The 10,507-nt window shown below is 61.6% G+C and carries 13 protein-coding genes; 11 read left to right on the top strand and 2 right to left on the bottom strand.

Annotation, left to right across the window (positions count from 1 at the left end; all coding sequences use genetic code 11):
- Together ACR0K1_RS17240 and ACR0K1_RS17235 are read left to right on the top strand one after the other, a co-directional pair.
- Positions 1–137 (top strand): EF-Tu C-terminal domain-related protein (locus tag ACR0K1_RS17240; protein WP_480829390.1); only part of this gene is annotated, 137 nt, incomplete at its 5' end.
- A 176-nt stretch (positions 138–313) separates the two neighbouring features.
- A complete protein-coding gene (locus ACR0K1_RS17235; protein ID WP_480615513.1) occupies positions 314–913 on the top strand; it encodes a hypothetical protein in 600 nt (199 codons plus the stop codon).
- Between the two features lie 178 nt (positions 914–1,091).
- Here the strand turns inward: ACR0K1_RS17235 and rpe are convergent, their stop codons facing one another.
- The gene (gene rpe, locus ACR0K1_RS17230; RefSeq protein ID WP_480615511.1) at positions 1,092–1,781 is read right to left on the bottom strand and encodes a ribulose-phosphate 3-epimerase; all 690 of its coding nucleotides are present in this window, start codon (positions 1,779–1,781) and stop codon (positions 1,092–1,094) included.
- A gap of 163 nt (positions 1,782–1,944) precedes the next feature.
- Here rpe and phnC point away from each other — a divergent pair, with 163 nt between their 5' ends.
- The 5 genes from phnC (at position 1,945) to ACR0K1_RS17205 (ending at position 6,669) form a co-directional block, all read left to right on the top strand.
- Positions 1,945–2,766 carry a phosphonate ABC transporter ATP-binding protein gene (gene phnC / locus ACR0K1_RS17225; RefSeq protein WP_480615509.1) on the top strand — a complete coding sequence of 274 codons (822 nt, stop codon included), beginning with the start codon at positions 1,945–1,947 and terminating at the stop codon, positions 2,764–2,766.
- Positions 2,767–2,829: 63 nt separating this feature from the next.
- Complete coding sequence (phnD, locus tag ACR0K1_RS17220; protein ID WP_480615507.1) at positions 2,830–3,732, top strand: phosphonate ABC transporter substrate-binding protein; 903 nt, start codon at positions 2,830–2,832, stop codon at positions 3,730–3,732.
- A 68-nt stretch (positions 3,733–3,800) separates the two neighbouring features.
- Positions 3,801–4,682: a phosphonate ABC transporter, permease protein PhnE gene (gene phnE, locus ACR0K1_RS17215; RefSeq protein WP_480851351.1), complete on the top strand. Its 882-nt coding sequence runs from the start codon at positions 3,801–3,803 to the stop codon at positions 4,680–4,682.
- Positions 4,679–6,034 carry a phosphonate ABC transporter, permease protein PhnE gene (gene phnE / locus ACR0K1_RS17210; RefSeq protein ID WP_480851350.1) on the top strand — a complete coding sequence of 452 codons (1,356 nt, stop codon included), beginning with the start codon at positions 4,679–4,681 and terminating at the stop codon, positions 6,032–6,034. Before phnE (ACR0K1_RS17215) ends, phnE (ACR0K1_RS17210) begins: the two co-directional genes overlap by 4 nt.
- An 8-nt stretch (positions 6,035–6,042) precedes the next feature.
- On the top strand, positions 6,043–6,669 hold the full coding sequence (locus tag ACR0K1_RS17205; protein ID WP_480851349.1) for an LbetaH domain-containing protein: 627 nt from the start codon (positions 6,043–6,045) through the stop codon (positions 6,667–6,669).
- A 134-nt stretch (positions 6,670–6,803) separates the two neighbouring features.
- Here ACR0K1_RS17205 and phnF read toward each other — a convergent pair whose 3' ends face one another.
- The gene (gene phnF, locus ACR0K1_RS17200) at positions 6,804–7,514 is read right to left on the bottom strand and encodes a phosphonate metabolism transcriptional regulator PhnF (protein ID WP_480615500.1); all 711 of its coding nucleotides are present in this window, start codon (positions 7,512–7,514) and stop codon (positions 6,804–6,806) included.
- Between the two features lie 103 nt (positions 7,515–7,617).
- Here phnF and phnG point away from each other — a divergent pair, with 103 nt between their 5' ends.
- From phnG to ACR0K1_RS17180, 4 genes are read left to right on the top strand one after another with little or no spacing between them, the layout of a single operon-like run.
- Positions 7,618–8,076 (top strand): phosphonate C-P lyase system protein PhnG, encoded by a 459-nt coding sequence (phnG, locus tag ACR0K1_RS17195; RefSeq protein WP_480615498.1) that lies wholly within the window; start codon positions 7,618–7,620, stop codon positions 8,074–8,076.
- Positions 8,076–8,651, top strand: coding sequence for a phosphonate C-P lyase system protein PhnH (gene phnH / locus ACR0K1_RS17190; RefSeq protein ID WP_480615496.1), 576 nt, complete (start codon positions 8,076–8,078; stop codon positions 8,649–8,651). The genes phnG and phnH overlap by 1 nt, the downstream gene beginning before the upstream one ends.
- Before the next feature lie 3 nt (positions 8,652–8,654).
- Positions 8,655–9,746 (top strand): carbon-phosphorus lyase complex subunit, encoded by a 1,092-nt coding sequence (locus tag ACR0K1_RS17185; protein WP_480615494.1) that lies wholly within the window; start codon positions 8,655–8,657, stop codon positions 9,744–9,746.
- On the top strand, positions 9,743–10,339 hold the full coding sequence (locus tag ACR0K1_RS17180) for an HAD family hydrolase (protein WP_480615492.1): 597 nt from the start codon (positions 9,743–9,745) through the stop codon (positions 10,337–10,339). The genes ACR0K1_RS17185 and ACR0K1_RS17180 overlap by 4 nt, the downstream gene beginning before the upstream one ends.
- Positions 10,340–10,507: the final 168 nt, after the last annotated feature.

Below are 10,507 nucleotides of genomic sequence, written 5' to 3'. Positions count from 1 at the left end.
TGGTCATGCCCGGCGACAACGTGTCGTTCGGCGTTGAGCTGATCGCGCCCATCGCGATGGAAAACGGCCTGCGCTTCGCCATCCGCGAAGGTGGTCGTACCGTTGGCGCGGGTGTCGTTTCCAAAATTATCGAATAATTTTGGAAAGCGGTGGGCGGCAGTTGCTCCGCAGGAGCAATGAGAGCCCACACCATTGAATTGAAGAGGGCCGTCCCACAAAGGGGCGGCCTTTTTCTTTTGGCAGGAATGCACGCAAGCTGCTAACAGTAATAACAATTTTTAGCAGATTGAGATTTTGCATGCTCCTTAAATCAATGACGTTTCTGTTGTGCTTGGTCATTACACCAGCAAGTGCATGCCGATACACGAAGCAGGCCGAGTTAAGCGACGTTCTCGATGCCGACGCCGTTATCGTGGGTCGCTTAGATAGGTATGAAATAATCGAGGTGGAAGTAAAAGGTCTCGGATTGCGACCAAGTTATGTTCGCTTGGTAGTCAACGTTGACGAGGTTGTCGCAGGAGATGTGGCATCCAACTTGGGTGCCAATGGCAAATTGGTCGTGAGGTCGCGCGAATTTCTGTACGGGTTGTCAGGGGAATTTGACGGCAACAAGAGCTTTTTGTTTGCGCTTCGCGCCCCACTGTATTCGATTGACTCGTTTGCCAGCGCGATCAACTTGAACAGCGATCCACTGGAATTCGTGGTTCTGCAGCAGCGTTGTTCCAAAGGTTTGATTTTTGATGCTGATGGCCCTTTGGGGACTGCTCTCCAGCAAGTTCTGGAGACTGATGGTGATCAGACTGCCGAGTTGGAAATCTTGGAAGAGTTCATTCTTGAACGAGAGGCGTTTTCAAATATGCAAAGTGAAATCCGTCGATTGCAAAGGGAAAACCACCGCTTGAGGAATAACTAAAGATCAATGAGGCAGGTGGAGGTCTTTATGATCGTAGTTCTGTAACTATGCATACGAATCCCCTCACCAACCCCACCAGCACGCGCGAGTTCTCAACAGTAACGTCAAGGCGGGGGTGTTTCCCGCTTTTTGGGCTTGATGAGCGTTGGAGATGCGAGTCTGACCCCGCGGCTTGCACTCAGGCCATCCCACTCTCAGCCGCTGCCCGGACTGCCCGAATATTCTCGCCATAGACCTCCGGTGCCGAAACCGACCCGCCCTTGAACACTGCCGACCCCGCCACCAAAACATCCGCGCCCGCAGCCGCAACCAACGGCGCGGTTTGTGGATCAACCCCTCCGTCGATCTCGATATGCACGGGGCGGTCGCCGATCATCTGGCGCAGTTTGCGGACCTTGCTGGTCATATCGATGAATTTCTGGCCGCCAAAGCCGGGGTTCACCGTCATCACGCAGACCAGATCGGTCAGGTCCAGCAGGTGCTCGACTGCCTCGGCCGGAGTGCCGGGGTTCAGGGCAACGCCCGCTTTCATTCCAGCGGCGCGGATGGCCTGCAGGGTGCGGTGGGTGTGCGGCCCGGCCTCGACATGTGCGGTCAGGATGTCGGCACCGGCATCGGCATAGGCCTGAATGTAGGGATCGACCGGAGTGATCATCAGATGCACATCCATCACCGTTTTAACATGCGGGCGAAAGGCTTTGACGGCAGGCGGGCCGAAGGTCAGGTTCGGGACGAAATGGCCGTCCATCACATCGACATGGACCCAGTCCGCGCCCTGCGCTTCGATGGCCTGAATCTCGGCGCCGAAATTGGCGAAATCGGCGGACAGGATCGACGGGGCGATCTTGATTGTGCGGTCAAAGCTCATTGTGGCCTCGTGTCAGCTAAAGTGTCGGGGTCGCGTATACCCGCGCGGCGCGCCGATGGGTAGACCCTGCGACTTTCGCGCCGTTACAAAACTTTCACCGCGCTGACACAAGTCCGTTGAACAGCGTCTGTAGCTGACCGCCAACACGAATTGGGGGTGGCACGTGCTGCGTATCAAAAAACTGACCAAGCGCTTCGGCGACAATATCGCCGTGGACTCTGCCACGCTGGATGTAGACAAACCCTGCATGATCGGGATTATCGGGCGCTCGGGCGCGGGCAAATCCACCCTGTTGCGGATGATCAATCGCCTGACGGATGCCAGCGACGGTCAGATACTGTTTCAGGGGCGTGACGTCACCCAATTGAAAGGCCGCGACAAGCGCGCCTGGCAGGCTGATTGCGCGATGATCTTCCAGCAGTTCAATCTGGTGCCGCGCATGGATGTGGTTTCCAACGTGCTGCATGGCACGCTGAACCGCCACTCGACGCTGGCAACCATGTTCAACCTGTTTCCGATGGCGGACATTCATCACGCCATCGACATTCTGGACCGTCTGGGCATTGCCGAACACGCGCCCAAACGCGCCGAGGCTCTGTCGGGCGGTCAGCAGCAGCGCGTCGCCATTGCGCGGGCGCTGATGCAGGACCCCAGGATCATTCTGGCGGACGAACCCATCGCCTCGCTGGACCCGATGAACGCGCAGGTGGTGATGCAGGCGCTGCGCCGCATCCATGAAGAGGACGGCCGGACGGTGATTGCCAACCTGCACACGCTGGATACCGCGCGCCGCTACTGCGACCGCGTCGTCGGTATGCGCGACGGGCGCATCGTGTTCGACGGCCTGCCGGAACAGCTGACGACCGGCGTGGCGCGCGAGATTTACGGGGCCGATGCCAGCTTCTCGGAAGAGGCGACCTCGACTCAGATCGAAACGCTGGACGCGACCCAAAAGGCGCTGATGGAAGCGGAAGCCACCATCTGAGCCGACCACCCCTTTCATCGACCGGCCGATGAAAGGCCGGCATATCAAACCGGAGAGAGACAGATGAAAAAACTGATGGCTGCCCTTGTGGCAACAACTGCAATGGCGGCGCCTGCCATGGCCGAGGGGATCAGCGAATTCCGCATCGGCATTCTGGGTGGCGAAAACGCTCAGGACCGCCTGAACAACAATGAATGTCTGCGCGAATACACCGAAGAGACGCTGGGCGTCGAAACCAAGCTGTTTGCCCCTGCCGATTATGACGGCGTGATCCAGGGCCTGCTGGGCGGCACCATCGACATGGCCTGGCTGGGCGCGTCGAGCTATGCCAAAACCTATCTGAGCGACGCCGAAGCGGTTGAGCCGGTTCTGGTCAAGGTCAACACCGATGGCGGCTATGGCTATTACTCGATCGGTTTCGCCCGCAAAGACAGCGGCATCACCTCGCTGGAAGACATGCAGGGCAAGACCTTTGGCTTTGGCGATCCGAACTCGACCTCGGGCTACTTGATCCCGTCGATTGAAATCCCGCAGGCCACCGGTGCAACCATGGATTCAGGCGACTATTTCGGTGAAGTGAAATTCACCGGCGGTCACGAGCAGACCATCGTTGCGGTCAACAACGGCGACGTGGACGGCGGCGTCACCTGGGCTGATGGTCTGGGCGATTGGGAAGACGGTTACCAGTCGGGCGCACTGCGCCGTGCGGTTGATGCCGGTCTGGTCGACATGAACGACATGGTCGAGATTTGGAAGTCCAAGCCGATCCCCGAAGGCCCCATCGTTCTGCGCAAGGCCCTGCCTGCGGACGTCAAGGAAAAGATGACCGCTCTGATGGCTGGTCTGGCCGACAAGGATCGTGATTGCTTCTACGGCGTGGCCGCAGGTGAAGCCCGTGCGTTCGAGCCGATCACCCATGACGCCTATGAGATCATCATCGAAGCGCGCAAGCTGAAGTCCAACTAAGCCTGCACACTCAAAGATCGGGGTCCGGTGTCGAAGCCGGGCCCCGTTTCCCCACTCAGGAGCATTCCATGACAGACCTGACCGCAGGGTCCCCCAGCGTCGACCGGATCCGGGCCGACTATACCGAGATGACACGGCGCAAGCGGGTCTATGGTGGTATTCTGCTGATCATATTCGTGGCCCTGATGGCCGCCGGGTTCCGCACTGCGGATGATCGCAACGCGGGCAGTTTCGCCGATGGCTGGCATCGCATCTTCGACTACCCGGCCGAGGTTCTGTCCGAGGCCTGGGACAAGATCGACGCGCTGCCCGCCAATCTGGTCACGTTCTTCCCGGCGCTGGTAGAAACGATCAACATCGCCGCCGCCTCGACCCTGATCGGCACCATTGCGGGCACCTTTCTGGCGTTGATGTCGACGCGCGGGATGGCGCTGTGGCCGGCGCTGATTCCCTTGTTCCGCCGGATCGCCGATATCTGCCGCGCGATCCCCGAGATCGTGATCGCGCTGGTCCTGATCTTCGTTCTGGGCGGCGGTCCGGTTCCGGCGATGATTGCAATTGCCATTCACACGGCGGGCGCTTTGGGCAAGCTGTTTTCCGAGGTGAACGAGAACGCCTCTCTGAAACCGGTCGAGGGGCTGCATTCGGTCGGCGCCAACTGGTCGCAGCGCATGTATCTGGGCGTGATCCCGCAGGTCGGACCGAACTACGTAAGCTACGCGCTGCTGCGGTTCGAAATCAACATCCGCGCCTCGGCCATCCTTGGTTTCGTCGGCGCGGGTGGTCTGGGATACGAGCTGCGCAACGCAATGTCCTGGGGGCAGGGGCGCTATGATGAGGCCGCGGCAATCTTCCTGCTGCTGTTTATCACAATCGTTGTGGTCGACCAAATCTCCGGCCACCTGCGCGACCGCCTGACCCACGGATCCGAGAAAGGAGCGCGGGCATGAGCACCTTCGCCACCGACCTGACCCTAGACGAGTTGAAGGCCGAGGCCGACCGTCTGTTCAGCCGCAAACGCCTGATGAATTTCGGTCTCCCCGTGCTGGTGCTGGCTTATCTGACCTATGTGTTCTTTGCCTTCGATGTGCTCGGTCTGGCGGACCGCGCCAACTGGGAAAACGGCAAGACGCTGGTGGCCGACAGCTACAGCTACAAGACTCATATCGAGCGTGACAATCGCACCGGCGAGGTCTCGGCCGCCATCGAGGGTGAGCGCAAGGGGGCCTATCCGGAAGGCACCGCCCCGGATTGGGTCGCGCTGGGCGAGATGACGGTGATTGATCTGGAAGACGGCCACATTGTGCGCTTCGGGCCCGAGACCGTGGAATATGACATACCCGGCTACGGCACAGTGCGCGCCACGCCGACCCGTTCGGCGGGTGTGCAGGCCGAACTGCCTGCGGGTGAAGTGCCCGCGTGGATCAACATCTCGAAAAACCGGATGGCGATCACCACCGATGCGGGCCGCCTGACCGTCACCCGCAACCGGTCCGAAGTGTTCCGGTACTTCACCGGGTGGGAGTTGTTCTGGTTCACCCTCGACAGCCCCTATTACGGCAAATCCTTCCCGCAACTGGCCGGGCTGGCCGCAAACGGAGAAGCGGGCGCGATCCTGAACGACTTCTGGACCAACAAGATGTGGCGGCATCAGGATGTCGCCTGGGCTATTTTCGAGACCATCCTGATGGCGTTCCTCGGCACTCTGGGCGCGGGCATGGTGGCCCTGCCGCTGGCCTTTCTGGCGACGCGGAACTTCAACCCGCTGAGATCGGTGCGCTTCCTGACCCGCCGTGTGTTCGACTTTGTCCGCGGCGTCGATGCGTTGATCTGGACCGTCGTTCTGGCCCGCGCCTTTGGCCCCGGCCCGCTGACCGGCGCACTGGCCATTCTGGTGACGGATACCGGGACCTTCGGCAAAATCTTTTCGGAAGCGCTGGAGAATGTGGATCAGAAGCAGATCGAAGGCGTTCAGTCCACCGGGGCCAATGCGCCGCAGCGGTATCGCTTTGGTGTGATCCCGCAGGTGACGCCAGTGTTGCTGAGCCAGTTGCTGTATTTCCTCGAATCCAACACCCGTAGCGCGACGGTGATCGGCGCGATTACCGGCGGCGGCATCGGCTTGCTGCTGACGCAAGCGATCATCACCCAGAAAGACTGGGAAGAGGTCGCCTATTACATCGTCCTGATCATCCTGATGGTGATGTTGATGGACTGGTTCTCGGGCTGGCTGCGCCGCCGCCTGATACAGGGTGAGACCGGCAAGCCGCGCAAGCATAAAACCAAACGGGTATCGCCGTGAACGTAAGCGTGCAAACGCCCCAGGCCCGGTTGCGCGCGGATCAGCCGTTTATTCAGCCCAACTGCCAGATCACCAACAGCCGTTTCGGCGCATATGTTGAGATCGGGGCCGGCAGCCGGATCACGAACGCTGTCTGGGACGACTATTCCTATTGTGACCGCACATGCGACATCGCCAATGCCCGGATCGAGAAGTTCGCCAATATCGCAAGCTTCACCCGCATCGGGGCGACGGATCACCCGATGGAGAAAGCCTCGCAACATCATTTCCTGTACCGGTCCGCGGATTATTGGGCGGATGAGGCGGACGATGCCGCGTGGTTTGCGCATCGCGCCAGCCGGACCGCCCATATCGGGCATGACACCTGGATCGGACATGCGGCGATCATCAAGCCCGAGGTGACCATCGGGCACGGGGCCATTGTCGCGTCGGGCGCTGTTGTGACCAAGGATGTGGCACCCTACACCATCGTCGGCGGGGTGACGGCCAAGCTGATCCGCCGCCGGTTCCCTGCACAGGTTGCCGAGCGGATGATGGCCTTGGCCTGGTGGGATTGGGACCACGCCCGCCTGCGCGACGCGTTACCCGATTTTCGAACGCTGAGCGCCGAGGCGTTTCTGGAGAAATACGAATAAAGCGGCATCGCTGGTCGCGGGGTCTCCCGCACCCGCAGGACCATCGGCTACGCCGATCGCCCTTGGCGGCGCCGGGCCCAACGGGATGAGACCTCCGCAAGGGGGCCGAAGGCGGGCGGGAGGGCGGCCGGTTCTTAATCCTCGTTCAATGTCAGAGTCACGCGCTCTCCGGCGAAAACGGTTCTGCCGTATTCAACCGGGGTTCCATCGGGGTCAGCGTTGATGCCGATGGAAAACAGGATCGGGGCACCCTCGGTCAAGTGCAGATGCAGCGCCTGCGTCGCGGTTGCCGCGCGCGCGGTCAGACGGGTCGAGATACGGGTGTAATCCGCGATGCCGCAGCTTTGCAGGGCCTTCGTGACCGATTGCGTCTCGGTCAGAGCGGCCAGCAGGTCGGGAAAGCGCCGGGCGGGAAAGACGCTTTGAAACAGGGCGATGGGTTGTCCGTCGGCCAGCGACAGGCCGTCATACACATGGACCGGGTCGCCGGTTGTCAGGTTCAGAGCGTCGGCCTCGGCCTTGTCGGCTGCGCGGGTGGTCAGGGCCAGAAGCTTCTTGCCGGGGATCTTGCCGCTGGCCGAGATGCTTTTGTGATAGCGCACGCGCTTGCCGATCGGGTAATCCGTCGGCCGCGCTGCAACGAACACCCCGGCACCGCGCCGCGCATGCACAAGCCCCTGTTCGGCCATCTCGGACAGCGCGCGCCGGACCGTGTGGCGGTTGACGCCGTGCCTTGCCGCCAGCTGCGCCTCGGTCGGCAGGCGGTCTCCGGTCTGATAACGCCCTTCCGCGATGTCCGAGGTCAGCCCCAACGCGATGCTTTTCCAGATGGGTGTTTTACGCATGTCACCAAATATTCACAGAGTTAGAGATTGCGGGTGAGGGCACCGCAGGTTAATATTTGTCTAGTTGTATAGTTGATATAGACAACCCGGCCAAGAGGCTTTGATGACCGATCAGACAGAAATCGCGACTGCTGCGCGCAGGGAATGGATGGGCCTGCTGGCCCGCGCGCCCGAGGATGCAGTGATGACCCTTTGGGACAGTGTCGGCACCCGCCCGCGCTTCGATTGGCTGCGCGCGCCGGAAGTGGGCGGCGTGATGGTGCGCGGGCGCATCGGGGCAACCGGCGCGCCGTTCAATCTGGGCGAGATGACGGTCACGCGTTGCTCGGTGGTGCTGGAGGATGGCACTGTGGGCCATGCCTATGTCCAAGGCCGGTCCAAACCCAAGGCCGAGGCGGCGGCGCTGATTGATGCCCTGATGCAGACCCCGGCGGCTGACACGGTGCGCCGCAAGGTCGTCGATCCGCTGAAGCATCAGATGCAGGCCGAGAAAACCGCTCGTGCCGCAAAAGCGGCGGCCACGAAGGTCGAGTTTTTCACCATGGCGCGGGGAGAGGACTGATGACCGCTCAAACCCAATATTCCGGCGGGTTTCAGAACCCTCCGATCGATGCCGCCCACGCCTTTCGCGCCGCCATGACCGTCATGGCCCGTCCCGGCGAAATTCGCACATTGTCGGGCAGTGAACCGCCAGCGCCTTTGTCCGTGGCGGCGGGCACCTTGCTGCTGACGCTGTGCGACCCCGAAACCAAGGTCTATCTGGCGGGCTCAGTCGATACCGAGGCGGTGCGCAAATGGCTGACTTTCCATACCGGCGCGCCGCTCGTCTCAGCCTCGGAGGCGGACTTTGCCGTCGGCACATGGGAGGCGCTGGGATCGCTGAGTATGTACCGAATCGGGACACCGGAATACCCGGATCGCTCGGCGACGCTGATCGTGGAATGCAGCGACCTGCAGCCAAGCGGCGCGGCGCTGAGCGGGCCGGGTATCAAGGACGTGGCCCATCTGTCGCTGCCGGATGCCGGGGCGATGCAAGCGAATGCGGCGCTTTATCCGTTGGGATGCGATTTCTTCCTGACCAGCGGCGACAAGGTCGCGGCGCTGCCGCGCAGCACGCAGATTACGGCGGAGGGTTAGGCGATGTATGTAGCTGTCAAAGGCGGCGAAAAGGCCATCGAGAACGCCCATGCCTGGCTGGCCGAAGAACGGCGCGGATCGACCGATGTGGCGGAGCTCAGCCTTGCGCAAATCCGTGAACAACTGAGCCTTGCGGTGAACCGGGTCATGGCCGAAGGGTCCCTGTTCGACCCCGACCTTGCTGCGCTTGCCATCAAACAGGCGCGGGGCGATCTGATCGAGGCGATTTTTCTCGTCCGCGCCTACCGCACGACACTGCCGCGCTTCGGCTATTCGAACCCGGTCGAGACGGGGGGCATGATCTGCGACCGCCGGATCTCGGCCACGTTCAAGGACGCGCCGGGGGGGCAGGTTCTGGGGCCGACCTTCGACTACACGCACCGTCTGCTGGATTTCAAACTGGCCGCAGATGGTGAAGCCCCCGCAGCGCCCGATGGCATTGCCCGGCAGGAGCCCACGCCGCATATCACCGAATTCCTGCACGATGAGGGCATCATTCAGGACGAACCGGCCAGCGAAGCGACGCCCGGCGACCTGACGCGCGAGCCGCTGGAGTTTCCGGCGGGCCGCCCGCTGCGCCTGCAATCCCTGACGCGCGGGGACGAGGGTTTTGTTCTCGGCATGGCCTATTCGACCCAGCGCGGTTACGCCCGCAACCATGCCTTTGTGGGCGAGCTGCGGATCGGCAAGGTCGCGGTCGAGATGGACATCCCCGAGCTTGGCTTTGCCATCGACATTGGCGAGGTCGAGCTGACCGAATGCGAAACCGTGAACCAGTTCAAGGGATCCAAGACCGAACCCCCGCAATTCACACGCGGCTATGGGCTGGTCTTTGGTCAGTCCGAACGCAAAGCCATCGCGATGGCGCTGGTGGATCGCGCACTGCGGTGGGAGGAACTGGGCGAGGACAATCTGGGCGCACCGGCGCAGGATGAAGAATTTGTCCTGAGTCACGCAGATAACATTCAGGCCACCGGCTTCCTCGAACATATCAAGCTGCCCCATTACGTCGATTTCCAGTCCGAACTGGAACTGGTGCGCAAGCTGCGCCGCGAGGCCGAAGAACGGATCACCCTGCAGGAGGCAGCAGAATGAAGGCAGTTGTTTTTGACATTGGCGGCGTGTTGGTCGACTGGCAGCCGCATCTGGCCTGGGTCGAGGCGCTGGGCTCGGAAGATGCCGCCCATGCGTTCATCGAGCGCACGGATTTCAGGGCCCGCAACGCGCGGGGCGATAATGGTGAGCGTTTTGCCGATCTCGCGCAAGAGTTGGACGATCCGCAGGACCGCGACCTGCTTGCAGCCTATGTCGGGCTTTACAGCAGAACGGTAGAGAACCCGATCCACGGCACCTGGGCAATCCTGGACCGACTGAAGGCGCAAGGCACGCCGGTCCATGCCATCACCAACTGGTCGGCTGAGACCTGGCCCGAGGGGCTGAAAGTTCACCCGCGATTGGGTGAGGTCTTTGGCACTCTGGTCGTATCGGGGCAGGAGCGGGTGATGAAACCCGACGCCCGGATTTTCGAAATCCTGTGCGAACGCTCGGGCCACGCGCCCGAAGATTGCATCTTTATCGATGACGGCGTGCACAATGTCGAAGGCGCCCGGGCCGTGGGCATGGACGGCATCCACTTCACCACCCCGCAAGCGCTTGAGATTGCGCTGGCGAAAAGGGGGCTGCTGTGAGCCGCAACGTACATCACCACAGCCCCGCCGCAGGGCCGACCGGCCCGACCGCAGTCAGGGGCGGGGCGGCTTTTGGCGCTTGCCGACCGCACTCCACTTGTCCAGCGGGTCCCGTTTTTGAGCGTGATGCCGTCGCCGCGTGTGACGGGCATGTAGTAAAAGATAGAA

Source organism: Ruegeria sp. F5, from assembly GCF_056533845.1.
This window is presented reverse-complemented; position numbering and strand designations above follow the sequence as displayed.

Bases quoted from the DNA above. Each gene is read 5' to 3' on its own strand.
- ACR0K1_RS17235 (WP_480615513.1), top strand. From the start codon at position 314: ATGACGTTTCTGTTGTGCTTGGTCATTACACCAGCAAGTGCATGCCGA.
- rpe (WP_480615511.1), bottom strand. From the start codon at position 1,781: ATGAGCTTTGACCGCACAATCAAGATCGCCCCGTCGATCCTGTCCGCC.
- phnD (WP_480615507.1), top strand. From the start codon at position 2,830: ATGAAAAAACTGATGGCTGCCCTTGTGGCAACAACTGCAATGGCGGCG.
- phnE (WP_480851351.1), top strand. From the start codon at position 3,801: ATGACAGACCTGACCGCAGGGTCCCCCAGCGTCGACCGGATCCGGGCC.
- phnE (WP_480851350.1), top strand. From the start codon at position 4,679: ATGAGCACCTTCGCCACCGACCTGACCCTAGACGAGTTGAAGGCCGAG.
- phnF (WP_480615500.1), bottom strand. From the start codon at position 7,514: ATGCGTAAAACACCCATCTGGAAAAGCATCGCGTTGGGGCTGACCTCG.
- phnG (WP_480615498.1), top strand. From the start codon at position 7,618: ATGACCGATCAGACAGAAATCGCGACTGCTGCGCGCAGGGAATGGATG.
- phnH (WP_480615496.1), top strand. From the start codon at position 8,076: ATGACCGCTCAAACCCAATATTCCGGCGGGTTTCAGAACCCTCCGATC.
- ACR0K1_RS17185 (WP_480615494.1), top strand. From the start codon at position 8,655: ATGTATGTAGCTGTCAAAGGCGGCGAAAAGGCCATCGAGAACGCCCAT.
- ACR0K1_RS17180 (WP_480615492.1), top strand. From the start codon at position 9,743: ATGAAGGCAGTTGTTTTTGACATTGGCGGCGTGTTGGTCGACTGGCAG.